The following is a 14,482-nucleotide window of genomic DNA, read 5'->3' as shown; positions in this document are numbered from 1 at the left end:
GTCTCCTCCTCAGTTGCCGGCCAGGATGCGTTGCAGGCGCTCGGTCAGCACCTGTTCCAGCATGGCCTGGGTCTTGAACTGATCCGGGTAGTCAAACTGGATCTGCTCACCTTTGAGCTTGTCGAGCTCGGACTGCATGTATTGGGTGGCGCTGTTGTCGGTATCGAAGTACTGGGTCAGCCAGCGCTGGGCCTTCTCCAGGCTGTCGGTATAGAGCGCCTGCTGCTCGCGATAGACGGCGAGCTGGGCCTGCAACAGCTTGGTCTTGAGGTTCTCGCGCAGGAAGATCTCCTGCTGCGGGGAGAGCAGGGCCTCCACGGCCCCGTCGCGGCGACGTATGGTGATGAAGTTTTCGGTGAACTTGACCCAGTTCTTCTTCAGATTGCTCTCCCACTCGTCCGGATTGGCACTGACCGCCTGATCCGGCTCGGCCTTGGCTTGTGGCATGCTCACTGTGGAGAGGGGCAGCAGCTCTATCTGGTCGGAGAGCGCGGCCAGCTTTAGGGTCAGCCCCTCGCGATCGACCCGCGGCATCCCCTTGAGCTGGGCTATGTCTTCCGCCAGTGCCTTGCGAATGGGCATCAGGCTGGGATCGTTGAGGGCCTTGATCCGCTCGTCGGCGTTGCCGAGCAGGGTGATGGCGGAGACGATATCATGCTCGAGCCACAGCTTGCGGCCCGCCATGCGCACCAGGTATTCGGATTCGGCCAGCATCCAGTCGTTGGGGCGCTTGTCGTCGAGATCCAGCACCTTGTGCTGCAGGGCGTCCAGCGCCTCCTGCTGCTGTTGCTGGCTCTTGCCGAGGGCGCTGAACTGTTCGGCATCCTTGCTGTTGTTCTGATCCAGCTTGCCCATGGCCTCGGCCAGTTGCAGCTTGAGGGCGCCGAGTTCGGCCTGCTGGGCGACGGCATTCTGGTGGCCGTGCAGATAGAGGCCGCCGGTCAGCCCCAGGGCCAGCAGGATGGCAACGCCACCGAGGACGACGCCAGCGCCACCCTTCTTGTTGCCGGCGGCCTTGTGCTCGGGCTTGTTGTTGTCGGCCGCGGGGGCCGCAGCACTCGGCTGGACTTCTTGCTGTTCAGTCATTCCATCTTCCTCAGTTCCAGGGCGGCCACCAGAGCCTGGTTGGATGCACCTTGGGCAATCACGATACGGGTAAAACCAGCGCCCTCGGCCATCTCGGCCACCCGGGGACTGGGCACCACCAGCAGGCGGTCATAAAGCCAGGGTCGCTGCGGGCCTGGTACCAGAGCCAGCAACCGCTGCAAGAGTTCACCACTGGTGACGAGCAGGCTGTCGAGGCCGGCTGCCTGCCAGTGGCGGGTCAATGCGTCCCCGTCGAGCTCGGGGTAATGGCGCTCATAGGTGGCACAATAGTGCACCAGTGCGCCGCGTGAGGCCAGCGTCCGGGCGATGAGATCCCGCCCGTCGTTGCCGCGCAGGATCAGCACCCGCTTGCCGCTCACCCCTTGCAGGGGCGGCAGAGCCAGCAGACCTTCGCTGCGGGGATCGGCCGGGCAGAGGGCCTGGACACCCACCTCGCTGAAGGCATCAGCGCTGGCCTGACCGACCGCAAAGTAGTCAATATGTGGCCAGGTCAGACCAGTTTGCAACAGAAAATGATGAGCAAATTTAACGGCATGGACGCTGACGGCGATGATGATGTCGGCCTGGGGCAGCAGTTCGGGCAGGCAGGGGAGTTCGCTGCCCGCCACGGTTTCCAGCAGCGGGCAGCACAGCGGTGCATGGCCCTGCTGGCGCAGCAGCTGCACCAGCAGGGCGGCCTGGGCGGCCGGGCGCACCACCAGGGGGACCATCAGGTCACGCTCGGCGGTTGTGACCATGATTCGGCCAGGACAGCACTCATGGGCGGTAGACCTCGGCCAGAATTGCGTCGGCACCGGCGGCCAGCAGGCGCTGGGCCAGGGCGTGGCCGAGCGCCTCGCCGTCCGCCAGGGGGCCGCGGATCTCGTCCCGGATCACCTGGGTGCCATCCGGGCTGCCCACCAGGCCGCGCAGCCAGACCTCCTCCCCCTGCACCAGGGCATAGGCACCGATAGGCACCTGACAGCCCCCTTGCAGGGCACGGTTCATGGCGCGCTCTGTCAGTACCCGGATGCGGGTCTCGGCGTGCTCCAGCGGCGCCAGCAGGGCGTGCAGTTCGTGGTCGTCCTGGCGGCATTCGATGCCGACAGCCCCCTGACCGTTGGCGGGCAGGCTCTGCTCCGGCTCGATGAAAGCGGTGATGCGATGGGCCATCTCCAGCCGTTTCAGACCGGCGGCGGCGAGTATGATGGCGTCGTATTCACCGGCATCCAGCTTGGCGAGGCGGGTGTTGACGTTGCCGCGCAGGTCGCGGATCACCAGATCCGGACGGGCGGCCCGCAGCTGGCACTGGCGGCGCAGGCTGGAGGTGCCGACCACGGCCCCCTGTGGCAGCGCGTCTATCTGGTTGAAACGGTTGGAGACGAAGGCATCGCGCGGATCTTCGCGCTCGCAGATGGTGTGCAGACCGAGCCCCTCGGGGAACTCCACCGGCACGTCCTTCATGGAGTGGACGGCGATGTCGGCCCGTCCTTCTAGCATGGCAGTCTCCAACTCCTTGACGAAGAGCCCTTTGCCGCCGACCTTGGCCAGCGGCGTATCCAGGATCTTGTCACCCTGGGTGCTCATGGGGACAAGTTCGACTCGCAGATCGGGATAGAGGGCTTCCAGCCGATCTTTTACAAAGTTGGCCTGCCACAGGGCCAGTGGGCTCTTGCGAGTGGCAATTCTCAGGGTTCGGGCTGCCATATCAATCAGTTGTTTCATCTTTAGTGAGGAAAACGATCTTACCACCCTTTGCAGGGGCTTTCATGGCGCAGCTGGCAAAAGCGGGGCCAAGCTCAAAAAGGGTTGCTGAAATTAATTTTCATTCGCTCATTATATGAATGCAACTTATTGAAAATATTATTTTTTATTGCTTTCCATTGATACCGTTACAGGGTGTGCCAGAAATAATCCGGTGATTGTGTGCGGGCTTGTTTACCACTGCTGTTTGCATTGTTAACATGATCACACTTTTTTGACGTCTCCCCGTTTTGGTGCGTCATTTCTCTTCCCCATAGGTAGGGCATTGCTGGTAAAACTCGACACGCTGGTGGCGCGCTACGACGAGCTGAATCGTCTCAAGACGCAACGAGCGTTGGATCTCATGAGTCGCTATGGGCAGCAGGTCTTCCAACTGCTGCCTGTCATGCTGCACTTCAATCATCCCCTTCTGCCCGGTTATGTGGCAGGGGACGTGCCTCATGGTATCTGGAGTTTCGTCGCCAACGAGGCCCAGCAGGCCTTTATCCAGGATCTGTGTCAGAACGCCAACTGTCAGGGGGGCCTCAGTACCCACGACAAGTCGATCCAGGGCCTCTACTCCATGGGCAGCACCTCCTCCATCGGCCAGTGCTGCCACTCGGATCTCGATATCTGGGTCTGTCACGTGGCCGGCCTGTCGAGCGAGCGCCTCGCCCTGCTGGAGCAGAAGTGCCAGCACCTCTCCCTCTGGGCGGAGCAGCGGGGGGTCGATCTCAACTTCTTCCTGATCCCCGAAGACAAGTTCCGCCAGCGCAACGATGCCCAGATGCAGGGGGAGAGCTGCGGCAGCGCCCAGCACCTGCTGCTGCTTGACGAGTTCTATCGCAGCGCCATGCACATCGCGGGCAAGCGGCTGCTCTGGTATCTGGTGCCTGCCGAATATGACGATCACTACGACGACTACGTCAACGGCCTGTTCGCCCACGGCAAGCTGAGTCAGGATGACTGGCTCGATCTGGGGGGCTTTGACCGCATTCCCGCCGAGGAGTACTTCGGCTCAGCCCTGTGGCAGCTCTACAAGGGTATCGACTCCCCCTACAAGGCGGTGCTCAAGTCGGTGCTGATGGAGGCCTACTCCCACGAGTATCCCAACACCCGGCTGCTGTCGGTGACCAGCCGCGACTGGTTCCAGCACAACGAGGGGATGCACTACCGGCTCGACAACTACTGCCTGATGCTGGACAAGGTGACCAACTACCTGAAATCCATCGGCGACATGCAGCGCCTGGATCTGGTGCGCCGCTGCTTCTACCTCAAGGTATGCGACGGCCTGAGCCACCCGAAGGAGGATCACTCCCCGGACTGGCGCCGGGAGCAGATGGCCCAGCTGGTGGCTTACTGGGGCTGGAGCCCGGAGCGGCTGCATCACCTGGATCATCGCCAGGAGTGGAAGGTCGAGGACGTCAAGGTGGCCTACGCCGAGTTGCTGGAGGCCCTGATGCAGAGCTACCGCAACCTCATCCAGTTCGCCCGGCGCAACAACATCAGCGAGTCCATCAACCCGGAAGACATCGGCATACTGTCGCGCAAGCTCTATGCCGCCTTCGAGAGCCTGCCGGGCAAGGTGCAGCGGATCAACCTCAAGATAGCGCCGGATCTCGGCGAGCCGGATCTCAGCCTGGTGCAGGTGCCCCACGGCCGCCTGAATCGCGCCGGCTGGTATCTCTACAAGCATTCCCTCGAGCCCGCCGACATCATAGGCCGGGCGCCGCTGGAATATAACGGCTACATCAGCAAGCTGGTGGCCTGGGCCTACTTCAACGGCCTGCTGACGCCCCAGTCCAGGGTGCACCTGTTCAATCAGGGCTCGGATCTGCACATCGACAACCTGCACCAGTTCTGTCGCGATCTCTCGGGAACCTTCCCGGTCAAGTACCCTCGCGCCACCAACCTGGCCCTGAGCCGCCCCTGCGAGATCCACCAGCTCTCCATCTTCCTCAACCTGGAGACGGACCCATCCAGCCACTGGGTGGGGCAGGTGATCGAGTTCGACGCCAATGCCGCGGACGTCTTCTCCTTCGGTCGCAACCAGGAGTGTCTGGTGGGATCCGTGGATCTGGTTTATCGCAACTCCTGGAGCGAGATCCGCACCCTGCACTTCCAGGGGGAGGAGGCGGTGGTCGATGCCCTCACCACCATACTCGGCAAGATGCACCAGGATGCCGCCGCCCCCGAGATGATAGAGGTGTTCTGTTACAGCCAGCACTTCCGCTCCCTGGTGCGCACCCGCTTCCAGCAGCTGGTGGCCGAATGCATAGAGCTGCGTCTGGCTCGCGACAAGCAGCAGCTGGTCAAGACGCTGGCCCTTGGTCGGGAGAAGTACGGCATCTTCTTCGAGCGGCGCGGGGTCTCGGTGAAGAAGCTGGAGAACGCCATCGACTTCTACCGCCACATCTCCCACAACAAGCTGGATCACCTGCCGCTGCGGCTCGACAAGACCCACAGCCAGCACCTGCCCGGCATCGTCGACGCCTACGCCAGCGAGGGGCTGGTGCAGTTCTTCTTCGATACCCGGGATGCAGGCACCAACATCTATATCCTGGACGAGGCGAACCGGGTGGAGATCTACCAGCACTTCGCCGGCAACAAGGATGAGCTGGTGCAGGGGGTGAACCGTTTCTACACCTCGGGCCACGAGCGTTTCAGCAATGCGGGCCAGTTCAGCAACTTCAACCTGCCCCAGTACTATGAAATCGTGCAGATGGGCGACAAGCTGGAGGTGATCCCCTACCGCAGCCAGAATCCGCAGCGGGACAATCCGGGGGCGGCCCGGGAAGTGGGATGATGTGCTGGGCACATCGCCGGAAGGGATGAAAGCAAACGGCCTGCATGATGCAGGCCGTTGTCGTATCTGTGGTGCTACATCAGGCGCCGAGGTGCGCCAGCAGCCAGCGACGGATGTCGGCGAGCTGGGGTCGGCAGATCTCGTGGCGCATGGGGTATTCGTGCCACTCCAGGCTGAGGCCCGCCGCCTCCAGCCGGTTCTTGGCATCCCAGCCCATGGAGAGGCTCACCACGTCATCATAGATGCCGTGCATGTAGCAGATGGGCAGGGCGCGGGCGGCCTCGCTCATCTCCTCGATCAGCCGCTCGGGCGCCGCCAGATAGGTGGACATGCAGAGCAGGCCCGCCAGTGGCGCCGGATGGCGCAGGGCGGTGAAGGAGGCGATGACGCCCCCCTGGGAGAAGCCCGCCAGCACTATGTTGCCAGGGGCGAAGCCCTCGGCCACCAGCCGATCCAGCAGGGCGGCGATACGATCGGCGGACTCGCGTACATGGGACTCCACGGCGCGATCCGCCGGGTCGTCGAAGCTCTTGATGTCGTACCAGCCGCGCATCTTGTAGCCCATGTTGATGGTGATGGGCCGCTCAGGTGCATCGGGCAGCAGGTGACGGACCGGCAGGGTGGCGGGTAGCGCAAGGGCATCGACCAGGGGGGCGAGCCCGGCGCCGGAATCCCCCAGCCCGTGCAGCCAGATCACCGCATGACGGGCGCCCTGGGGATGCAGATCCATCATGGGAGACTCTGCCATCATGGGAACTGGACGGGCTCGCCCGCCTGGGTGGTGCAGGCCCGGGTCAGCAGGGCCTTGAGCTCGTCGCCGAAGCGGTTGTCGATCCAGCTGTCACCGCGCAGCTCGAAGTGGAAGCCGTTCTCCCGGGTGGCCACCCAGATCTGGTGCAGGGGCTCCTGCTTGTTGATGATGACCTTGGTCTTGTTCTCGAAGCTTAAGGTCAGCACACCGCCTGCCCGCTCGCAGTCGATATCCGGATACCCCTCGTCGATAACGTCTTCCACATACTGGAAAAAGGCGTCGGTCAGGGCGTGATACTCGTGATCCTTCATCGGTTTATCCTGTTGCTTTTAACAATGTGAGTGCGATTATAGAGGGCCAAAAATTTTTTCGCAGCGAACCATTATGATTACCCAGTTCACCAAGTGCCTGTTTGCCGCGTCGCTGTCGTTCGGGTTGGCCGCCTGCGGCCTGACGGGGCCACTCTATATGCCACCGGCCGAGCAGCCCGTCTCCACCGAGCAAACACCGGCACAGCCCAAGACAGAGAGTACACCGCAAGCCGCCTCGCCTGCGACCGCCAAACCGGCCTCCGAGGCCGCGCCGCAATAATCTAGGAAGGAACCGCCCCCTTGGATCACTTTAACTACGACGCCGACGGCCAGCTTCAGGCCGAGCAGCTTCCCCTGCAACAGCTCGCCGAGCAGTACGGTACCCCGCTGTATGTCTACTCCCGCGCCACCCTGGAGCGCCACTGGCACGCCTTCGATCAGGCGGCGGGGGACATTCCCCATCTGATCTGCTACGCGGTCAAGGCCAACTCCAACCTGGCGCTGCTCAACCTGCTTGCCCGCCTGGGCTCGGGCTTTGACATCGTCTCCGGCGGGGAGCTGTCCAGGGTGCTGGCGGCAGGGGGCGATCCGGCCAAGGTGGTCTTCTCCGGCGTCGCCAAGAGCGAGGCCGAGATGCGCCTCGCGCTGGAGAAAGAGATCCTCTGCTTCAACCTGGAGTCGGAAGCCGAGCTGGAGCGCCTGAACCGGGTCGCTGGCAGCATGGGCAAGAAGGCGCGCGTCTCGGTGCGGGTCAATCCCGACATAGACGCGGGCACTCATCCCTATATCTCCACCGGCCTCAAGCAGAACAAGTTCGGCATCCCCATCGAGCAGGCGCCCGCCATCTATCGCAAGGCGGCGGCCATGGCCCACATCGAGATCAAGGGGGTGGATTGCCACATCGGCTCTCAACTCACTGAATTGAATCCCTTTATGGAGGCAGCGGACAAGCTGCTGAGGCTCATCGACGAACTGGCGGCCGAAGGCATCCATATCCATCACCTGGACGTGGGGGGGGGCCTGGGGGTCAACTATGGCGCCGAGCAGCCACCGCACCCGACCGAGTACGCCGAGGCGCTCAAGCAGAAGCTGGCGGGCCGGGATCTGACCCTGCTGTTCGAACCGGGCCGTGCCATAGTCGCCAACGCCGGCGTGCTGCTGACCCGGGTCGAGTTCCTCAAGCCCGGCGAGACCCGCAACTTCGCGCTGATCGACGCCGGCATGAACGATCTGCTGCGCCCCTCCCTCTACGGCGCCTGGATGAACATCATAGAGGTGGACAGCCGCACGACCCACGAGAAGGCGCTGTACGACGTGGTGGGCCCCGTGTGTGAAACCGGTGACTTCCTCGGCAAGGAGCGTACCCTGGCGATTGCCGAAGGCTCCCTGCTGGCGGTGCGTTCCGCCGGGGCCTACGGCTTTACCATGTCGTCCAACTACAACACCCGTCCCCGTGCGGCCGAGGTGCTGGTGGACGGTGACCAGGCCCACCTCATTCGTGAGCGGGAGCAGCTGGCCGACCTCTGGCGTGGCGAGCATCTGCTGCCTTGAGCTATATGGATTTTCAGCGTTCCTCCAGGTGAGAGCGTGATAAACGGTGAGACAGGAACGCGCGATGTTGATTGAGTTTTCCAGGATGCATGGGGGGTTGGACAACGACTTCAGGGTGGTTGGCGACTTTCGTTACGGCCTGAACGGCGCAGGGAAAAAAGATGTTGATTGAATTTTCCAAGATGCATGGCCTGGGCAACGACTTCATGGTGGTGGACGGCGTCACCCAGAAGGTGTTTTTCAGCAACGACGTCATCAAGAAGCTGGCGGATCGCCACTTTGGCATCGGCTTCGATCAGCTGCTGCTGGTGGAGCCGCCCTATGATCCCGAGCTCGACTTCCATTACCGCATCTTCAATGCCGATGGCAGCGAGGTGGAGCAGTGCGGCAACGGTGCCCGCTGTTTCGCCCGTTTCGTGCGCCTCAAGGGGCTGGTCAACCGGGACCGCATCGCGGTCAGCACGGCCCGCGGCCGCATCACCCTGCAGCTGGAGGGGGAGAATCAGGTCACGGTCAACATGGGGGTGCCCCAGTTCGAGCCGGGCAAGATCCCGTTTCGCGCCCAGAAGGCGGAGAAGACCTACCTGCTGCGGGCGCAGGATCACACAGTGATGTGCGGTGCTGTCTCCATGGGCAATCCCCACTGCGTCATCGAGGTGCCCTCGGTGGCCGATGCCCCTGTGGAGACCCTGGGCCCCATCATGGAGCGCCACGAGCGCTTCCCCGAGCGGGTCAACGTCGGCTTCATGGAGATGGTCAGCGCCAGCGAGATCAAGCTGCGGGTGTTCGAGCGCGGGGTAGGGGAGACCCTGGCCTGCGGCACCGGCGCCTGTGCGGCCGTGGTGATCGGCATCAGCCAGGGCAAGCTCAGGGAGCGGGTCACCGTCACTCTGCCGGGGGGCAAGCTGACCATCGCCTGGAAGGGGCCGGGGCAGCCGGTCTACATGACGGGCCCGGCCGAGCATGTCTTTGATGGCCAGATAGAGCTGTAAGCCAGTGAGCGGGCCAGCCGAGCATATGACGGGCATGACGGGCATGACGGGCCCGGCCGAGCACGTGTTTGACGGCCAGATAGAGTGATAGGCATCGAGCGGGGACGTCCTCCGCGCAGCCAAACGGTAATGTCGGGGCCCTGTGCCCCTTTTTCGGATGGATCAACCAAGTTATGAGCGAACTCAAACGGCAGGAATCACTGATGGACGAAGCCACAGTGCTGGAGTACCTGGCCCGTTACCCCGAGTTTTTCCAGCGCCACGGGGCCATGCTGGACAGGATCCGCATTCCCCATGAGCACAAGGGCACCATCTCCCTGGTGGAGCGTCAGCTGGACAGACAGCGCGAGCGCATCGAGCAGCTGGAGCAGGAGATCACCGAACTGATGGGGATCGCCAGCGAGAACGAGCGGATCTTCCGGATCTATGCGGATCTCTATGGCGAGCTGTATGGCTGCCAGACCCTGTTCGAGCTGAGCGCCGTGATGGGCAAGGCCTTCGTGCAGCGGCTGCGGCTGACCGGCCTGCGCCTCTGGCTCAGCCCGAAGAAATTCCCGCTGAGCGGCCCCGAGCAGCGCTTCCTTGCAGACGGCAAACAGCTCGACCAGCTGCTGGGCCAGCGGTTGCCCGGGACGGATTACTACTTCGGACGGCTCAACCAGAGCGAGAAGCAGGCGCTGTTTGGCAACGACGTGCTGGTCAACTCCGTGGCCCTGATGCGGCTCGGGGATCTCGGCGTACTGGCCTTCGCCAGCTCGGATCCCAGCCACTTCAGCCCCCACAACGACACCCTGCTGCTGGGTCAGCTGGGGCGTCTGCTGCAACTGCGTCTGCCCGAGCTGGTTCGTGGCTAAGGCCCCCCTCCCCGCCGCCGACCCCCTGCCTGCCTCTCTGGCGGGGGAGCTCACCGCCTTTATCGAATACCTGAGGGTCGAGCGCCAGCTCAGCCCTCATACCCGCAGCAACTATCAGGCCCATCTGGAGGCCATGGCCACCGAGCTGGTCAGGCTGGGGGTCGAGGACTGGGCCCGGCTCGAGGCGAGCCAGGTGCGCAGCCTGGTGACCCGGATGCACAAGGCAGGCCTGGCCCCCCGATCGCTCGCCACCAAGGTTTCTGCCCTGCGCAGCTTCTGCGACTGGCAGGTGCGCCAGGGGCGGCTCAGCGCCAACCCGGCCCGCGGCATAGTGACCCCCAAGCAGGGGCGGCCGCTGCCCAAAAACCTCGATGTGGACGAGATGTACCAGCTGCTCAACATCACCGACGAGCAGGATCCGCTGGCGGTGCGGGATCGCGCCATCATGGAGCTGATGTACTCCTCCGGGCTGCGCCTCGCCGAGCTGGTGGGGCTCAACCTCGCGGACGTGAAGCTCGATGAACGCCAGCTCAGGGTCACCGGCAAGGGGTCGCGGGAGCGGGTGCTGCCCATGGGCAGGATGGCGGTGGAGTGGCTGCAGAAGTGGCTCAAGGTGCGGCCCTTGCTGGCGGGGGACGAGGGGAAGGCGCTGTTCGTCTCCAAGCGCCGGCAGCGGTTGTCGGCCCGCTCGGTACAGGAGCGGCTCGACGGCTGGGGCAACAAGCAGGCCCTCAATGCCCACGTTCATCCCCACAAGCTGCGCCACAGCTTCGCCACCCACATGCTGGAGTCCTCCGGCGATCTGCGGGCGGTGCAGGAGCTGCTGGGCCACGCCGATCTCTCCACCACCCAGATCTATACCCACCTCGACTTCCAGCATCTGGCCAAGGTGTATGACAACGCCCACCCCAGGGCCAAACGGGATCCCGCTACCCCGGAAGATGAGTAAAAGCGACTGTGCTGCTCCCTTCTCCTCTTGTGGGAGAAGGGTTGGGGATGAGGGGAATGGGTTTGACAACAGGTAACGGGAACAGCCCCATCAAAGAGGAATGACCATGCAGTTCTACCGTCGCTGGCAGCCGGTGGCCGCCATCTCGTTTGATCTTGACGACACCCTCTATGACAACGGCCCCGCCATAGCGCGGGCCGAGCAGTGGATGCTGAGCCACCTGCGCAGCGAATACCTGGCCACCGCCATGCTGGACAAGCCGCGCTGGCTCGAGCTCAAGCGCAACCTGCTGCTGGCCCGGCCCGAGCTGGGCCAGGACGTCAGCCTGGCACGCCAGCACGGCATCCGCGAGGCCATGGTGCAGGGGGGCATGGCCGCCTCCCGGGCGGAGCAGGAGGCAGAGCGGGTGTTCGCCGCCTTTCTCGCCGAACGTTCGAAAATAGAGGTGAGCGAAGCAACCCATCAACTGCTGGCCAGACTGGCGGAGCGCTACCCTCTGGCGGTCATCACCAACGGCAACCTGGATCTGGTGCAGGCCGGCCTCGCGGACTACTTCACCCTGGTCTGCAAGGCGGGGGCCGGGGCCAGGATGAAGCCGGCGCCCGACATGTTCGTGCAGGTGCAGCAGTCCCTCGGGCTCGCCCCCGGCCAGATACTCCACGTAGGGGATCATCCCGAGACGGACGTGCTGGGGGCCAGGTTGCACGGCTTCAAGGCCGCCTGGCTCAACGAGCGCCGGCTGCCCTGGCAGTCGTTGCAGCTGCTGCCGGATGTGGAGCTCGCCGCCCTCGACGAGCTGGCCGGGCTGCTGCTCTGATCCTGCTCGAGGGGCAGGGAAAGAGATGCGCAGGCGAGGCCATTTATTTATCCTTGGCGCGGACTGACAAGGGAGTGCTGGGCGTGAGTGGAATGAAGAGTGTCATCTGGTTGGCCATCCCCATGGTACTGGCGGGCTGCGATCTGTTTCGCGACCACTACCGGATGGAGTTCAGGGATGGATCCTGGCGGGATATCGCCATTTCGCCCTTTTCGGATCAGGCCCGCTGGCGTGAAGGGTGCGCCACCGGCGAGATACTGGTGGACATGACCCTGCCCCTGAAGCGGGGCAAGGTGGTCGATGGCCGCGAACAGCTGCTGATCGGCGGCGAGCTGTTCGAGCTGGAAGAGGCCCGGCTCTATCGCGGCAACGGCATGGTGCTGGGGCAGGCCCCTGACCATGTCCAGCGGGGCCTCAAGGGGCTGGATGTCTGCCGCACCCTGCGCCCGGATCGCGGGGCCCTGCCCAAGTTAAAAGGCAAGGGGTTCGGCGACTAGCCCGCCCGCTGCCGATACTGGCGACAGGCGTCGCCGAAGGCGCTAAACAACTTGATGGAGTGGGGGTTCTCTTTCGCCTTCCACTCAGGGTGCCACTGCACCGCCAGCAGGAAGGGGGAGAGTGCGGGGGCGTGGATCGCCTCGATCAGCCCGTCTTCGGCATGGGCCAGGGGGGCCAGCCCCTTGGCCAGCGTCTTGATCCCCTGGCCATGCAGGGAGTTGACCGGGATCTGCGCCCCCCCCATCAGCTCGGCAAACCAGCTGCCGGGCACCAGGCTCACCTGGTGGCTGTGGCCATACTGCTCCTCCACCGGATCGTCCGCATCCTCCCTGTGATCCGCATAGCCGGGCTCGCAATAGACCTTCTGATGAATGTCCCCGCCCAGCGCCACGTTGATCTCCTGCATGCCGCGGCAGATGCCGAGCAGGGGCAGTCCCCGATCGAGGGCGGCGCGCACCAGTGCTATGTCGAACAGATCCCTGTCCCTGTCCTGGGCCTTCTCCGGGGTCAGGTTCTCCTGGCCGTAGAGGGCGGGATCTATGTTGGATCCGGCCCCGCTCAGGTAGACCCCATCGACGAGATCCAGATACTGTTCCAGATCAGCTGTCCCGCAGCAGGTGGGAACCAGCAGGGGCACGCAGCCGCTGATCTCCACCAGGGGGGTGATGTATTTGTGGGTCATTACCTGGTAGGCGTGGCCGCTGCGGGCCTGGGCCCCCATGGTCATCAGCACGACGGGTTTGGAGTGGGAACTGGGGTTGGGCATAGGTCACCTTGGCTATCCTTGGCGGTCTCATCCTGCGCCTTGGGAAGGCCCTTGCCGCGTCACTCTCGCAAGGGCATGCCTCAAGGCATGGTCATGGGATCAGGGTCGTGCCGCGGCACCAGAATCGTCGGTCAGCCTGGGCGATGACAGCCTGGATCCCGATCCCAGTCTGCCAAGGCCGTTCAATATGTCAAACGAAATGATGCCGGGATGTTAATTTTTGATGATGGCTGAGCCAGCTTGAGTCCCTGTAACAGGGGCTTGAGCGTCAGGTGGCGGGTGTTTGGGGAAAAGCGATGGTGGATATATTAAACATTCGGCGACGGGGTAGGAGCTGGGGGCATCCCGGGATGCCCCCCGGGGATCAGGCGTTCAGGATGAACTGCTCTATCACCCTGGCCACGCCGTCCTCGTCGTTGCGGGCCGTGGTGTGCTGGGCCAGTGCCTTGATCTCGTCGGTGGCGTTGCCCATGGCGACCCCGAGTCCGGCATATTCGATCATGTGGCGGTCGTTGCCCGCGTCGCCCACCGCGATCACCTGGTGGGCGGTGAGACCCAGGTGCTCCGCCAGGGCGGCCACGCCGGTTCCCTTGTTGCTTCGCTTGTTCATGAACTCGAGGAAGTAGGGGGAGCTGCGCACCACCGTGTAGCGCTCATAGAGCTCGGCGGGCAACTGGGCGATGGCGCGGGAGAGCTGGGGCTCGGGGTCTATCATCATCACCTTCATGATCTGCTCGTCGGCGGGCAGGGTGGCGAAGTCCACCAGGTTGATCGGCATCTTGATCAGCCGTGACTCGTGCTCTGTGTAGGTGCTGACCCTGGGGCTGATGAGGCCCTGGCGGACGGAGAAGCCGTGGACGTTGACCCCCAGCTCGGAGGCCAGATGGGCGATGGCGCTGGCGTCACTGCCGGTCAGCAGCTGGCTGCGCAGTATGCGTTGATCCGCAACCTGCTGCACCAGGGCGCCGTTGTAGCAGATGACGTAGTCATCCTGACCGGTGAGGCCGAGTTCGGCCAGATAGGGGGTCATGCCTTCCAGCGGGCGGCCCGAGGTCAGCACCACTGTAACGCCTTGGGCGCGGGCGGCCGCGATGGCGGCATGGGTGCGAGGGGTTATTTGACCGTGCGGGTTCAGCAGGGTGCCATCCATATCCAATGCGATCAGCTTGTACATCTTCTCACTACCTGAGTCTGGCCGGCCCGCCCTATGGGGCCAAGGGGAGGCCGAGTGTAGCGAAAATCGCCGCCGGGATCACGAGTTGAAGGGTTGCATGGGCGGTGCTGCCTCTGACTGGCGCCTTAGCAGGGTGTCAGCGCTACCCAATGCGATCAGCTTGTACATCTTCTCGCTACCTGAG

15 protein-coding genes are annotated in these 14,482 nt (G+C 63.7%); 8 read left to right on the top strand and 7 right to left on the bottom strand.

The window, feature by feature from the left end:
• Positions 1-9: 9 nt before the first annotated feature.
• Genes WIR04_RS18775 through hemC form a run of 3 tightly spaced genes read right to left on the bottom strand, consistent with a single transcriptional unit; the run spans position 10 to position 2,793 of the window.
• Complete coding sequence (locus WIR04_RS18775; RefSeq protein WP_338888959.1) at positions 10-1,086, bottom strand: uroporphyrinogen-III C-methyltransferase; 1,077 nt, start codon at positions 1,084-1,086, stop codon at positions 10-12.
• A complete protein-coding gene (locus tag WIR04_RS18770) occupies positions 1,083-1,817 on the bottom strand; it encodes a uroporphyrinogen-III synthase (RefSeq protein WP_338892645.1) in 735 nt (244 codons plus the stop codon). Before WIR04_RS18770 ends, WIR04_RS18775 begins: the two co-directional genes overlap by 4 nt.
• Positions 1,818-1,863: 46 nt before the next feature.
• Positions 1,864-2,793: a hydroxymethylbilane synthase gene (hemC, locus tag WIR04_RS18765; RefSeq protein WP_338888957.1), complete on the bottom strand. Its 930-nt coding sequence runs from the start codon at positions 2,791-2,793 to the stop codon at positions 1,864-1,866.
• Between the two features lie 322 nt (positions 2,794-3,115).
• Here hemC and WIR04_RS18760 point away from each other — a divergent pair, with 322 nt between their 5' ends.
• Positions 3,116-5,635, top strand: a complete 2,520-nt coding sequence (locus WIR04_RS18760) for a class I adenylate cyclase (protein ID WP_338888955.1) — start codon at positions 3,116-3,118, stop codon at positions 5,633-5,635.
• Between the two features lie 79 nt (positions 5,636-5,714).
• On the opposite strand, the gene WIR04_RS18755 is transcribed toward WIR04_RS18760, so the two are convergent.
• Positions 5,715-6,368 carry an alpha/beta hydrolase gene (locus tag WIR04_RS18755; protein ID WP_338888953.1) on the bottom strand — a complete coding sequence of 218 codons (654 nt, stop codon included), beginning with the start codon at positions 6,366-6,368 and terminating at the stop codon, positions 5,715-5,717.
• A 14-nt stretch (positions 6,369-6,382) separates the two neighbouring features.
• Positions 6,383-6,697: an iron donor protein CyaY gene (gene cyaY, locus WIR04_RS18750; RefSeq protein WP_106885146.1), complete on the bottom strand. Its 315-nt coding sequence runs from the start codon at positions 6,695-6,697 to the stop codon at positions 6,383-6,385.
• Positions 6,698-6,770: 73 nt separating this feature from the next.
• Between cyaY and lptM the strand changes: the two genes are divergently transcribed.
• From lptM to WIR04_RS18715, 7 genes are all read left to right on the top strand, one after another.
• Complete coding sequence (gene lptM / locus WIR04_RS18745) at positions 6,771-6,977, top strand: LPS translocon maturation chaperone LptM (RefSeq protein WP_025325500.1); 207 nt, start codon at positions 6,771-6,773, stop codon at positions 6,975-6,977.
• A gap of 20 nt (positions 6,978-6,997) precedes the next feature.
• Positions 6,998-8,248 carry a diaminopimelate decarboxylase gene (gene lysA, locus WIR04_RS18740; RefSeq protein WP_025325501.1) on the top strand — a complete coding sequence of 417 codons (1,251 nt, stop codon included), beginning with the start codon at positions 6,998-7,000 and terminating at the stop codon, positions 8,246-8,248.
• A gap of 161 nt (positions 8,249-8,409) precedes the next feature.
• The gene (dapF, locus tag WIR04_RS18735; protein ID WP_025325502.1) at positions 8,410-9,240 is read left to right on the top strand and encodes a diaminopimelate epimerase; all 831 of its coding nucleotides are present in this window, start codon (positions 8,410-8,412) and stop codon (positions 9,238-9,240) included.
• Between the two features lie 173 nt (positions 9,241-9,413).
• Positions 9,414-10,094 (top strand): DUF484 family protein, encoded by a 681-nt coding sequence (locus WIR04_RS18730; RefSeq protein ID WP_338888948.1) that lies wholly within the window; start codon positions 9,414-9,416, stop codon positions 10,092-10,094.
• A complete protein-coding gene (gene xerC, locus WIR04_RS18725) occupies positions 10,087-11,043 on the top strand; it encodes a tyrosine recombinase XerC (protein WP_338888946.1) in 957 nt (318 codons plus the stop codon). The genes WIR04_RS18730 and xerC overlap by 8 nt, the downstream gene beginning before the upstream one ends.
• A gap of 106 nt (positions 11,044-11,149) precedes the next feature.
• The gene (locus WIR04_RS18720) at positions 11,150-11,860 is read left to right on the top strand and encodes an HAD-IA family hydrolase (protein WP_338888944.1); all 711 of its coding nucleotides are present in this window, start codon (positions 11,150-11,152) and stop codon (positions 11,858-11,860) included.
• Between the two features lie 92 nt (positions 11,861-11,952).
• Positions 11,953-12,357: a hypothetical protein gene (locus WIR04_RS18715; RefSeq protein WP_025325506.1), complete on the top strand. Its 405-nt coding sequence runs from the start codon at positions 11,953-11,955 to the stop codon at positions 12,355-12,357.
• On the opposite strand, the gene WIR04_RS18710 is transcribed toward WIR04_RS18715, so the two are convergent.
• Both WIR04_RS18710 and yidA read right to left on the bottom strand, forming a co-directional pair.
• On the bottom strand, positions 12,354-13,124 hold the full coding sequence (locus WIR04_RS18710) for a gamma-glutamyl-gamma-aminobutyrate hydrolase family protein (protein WP_338888942.1): 771 nt from the start codon (positions 13,122-13,124) through the stop codon (positions 12,354-12,356). The genes WIR04_RS18715 and WIR04_RS18710 overlap by 4 nt on opposite strands.
• Before the next feature lie 364 nt (positions 13,125-13,488).
• Positions 13,489-14,298: a sugar-phosphatase gene (gene yidA / locus WIR04_RS18705; protein WP_338888940.1), complete on the bottom strand. Its 810-nt coding sequence runs from the start codon at positions 14,296-14,298 to the stop codon at positions 13,489-13,491.
• Positions 14,299-14,482: the final 184 nt, after the last annotated feature.

This window comes from Aeromonas rivipollensis (assembly GCF_037811135.1).
Lineage (GTDB): Bacteria > Pseudomonadota > Gammaproteobacteria > Enterobacterales > Aeromonadaceae > Aeromonas > Aeromonas rivipollensis.
This window is presented reverse-complemented; position numbering and strand designations above follow the sequence as displayed.

Bases quoted from the DNA above. Each gene is read 5' to 3' on its own strand.
- WIR04_RS18775 (WP_338888959.1), bottom strand. From the start codon at position 1,086: ATGACTGAACAGCAAGAAGTCCAGCCGAGTGCTGCGGCCCCCGCGGCC.
- WIR04_RS18770 (WP_338892645.1), bottom strand. From the start codon at position 1,817: ATGGTCCCCCTGGTGGTGCGCCCGGCCGCCCAGGCCGCCCTGCTGGTG.
- hemC (WP_338888957.1), bottom strand. From the start codon at position 2,793: ATGGCAGCCCGAACCCTGAGAATTGCCACTCGCAAGAGCCCACTGGCC.
- WIR04_RS18755 (WP_338888953.1), bottom strand. From the start codon at position 6,368: ATGATGGATCTGCATCCCCAGGGCGCCCGTCATGCGGTGATCTGGCTG.
- cyaY (WP_106885146.1), bottom strand. From the start codon at position 6,697: ATGAAGGATCACGAGTATCACGCCCTGACCGACGCCTTTTTCCAGTAT.
- lptM (WP_025325500.1), top strand. From the start codon at position 6,771: ATGATTACCCAGTTCACCAAGTGCCTGTTTGCCGCGTCGCTGTCGTTC.
- dapF (WP_025325502.1), top strand. From the start codon at position 8,410: ATGTTGATTGAATTTTCCAAGATGCATGGCCTGGGCAACGACTTCATG.
- WIR04_RS18730 (WP_338888948.1), top strand. From the start codon at position 9,414: ATGAGCGAACTCAAACGGCAGGAATCACTGATGGACGAAGCCACAGTG.
- WIR04_RS18720 (WP_338888944.1), top strand. From the start codon at position 11,150: ATGCAGTTCTACCGTCGCTGGCAGCCGGTGGCCGCCATCTCGTTTGAT.
- WIR04_RS18715 (WP_025325506.1), top strand. From the start codon at position 11,953: ATGAAGAGTGTCATCTGGTTGGCCATCCCCATGGTACTGGCGGGCTGC.
- WIR04_RS18710 (WP_338888942.1), bottom strand. From the start codon at position 13,124: ATGCCCAACCCCAGTTCCCACTCCAAACCCGTCGTGCTGATGACCATG.
- yidA (WP_338888940.1), bottom strand. From the start codon at position 14,298: ATGTACAAGCTGATCGCATTGGATATGGATGGCACCCTGCTGAACCCG.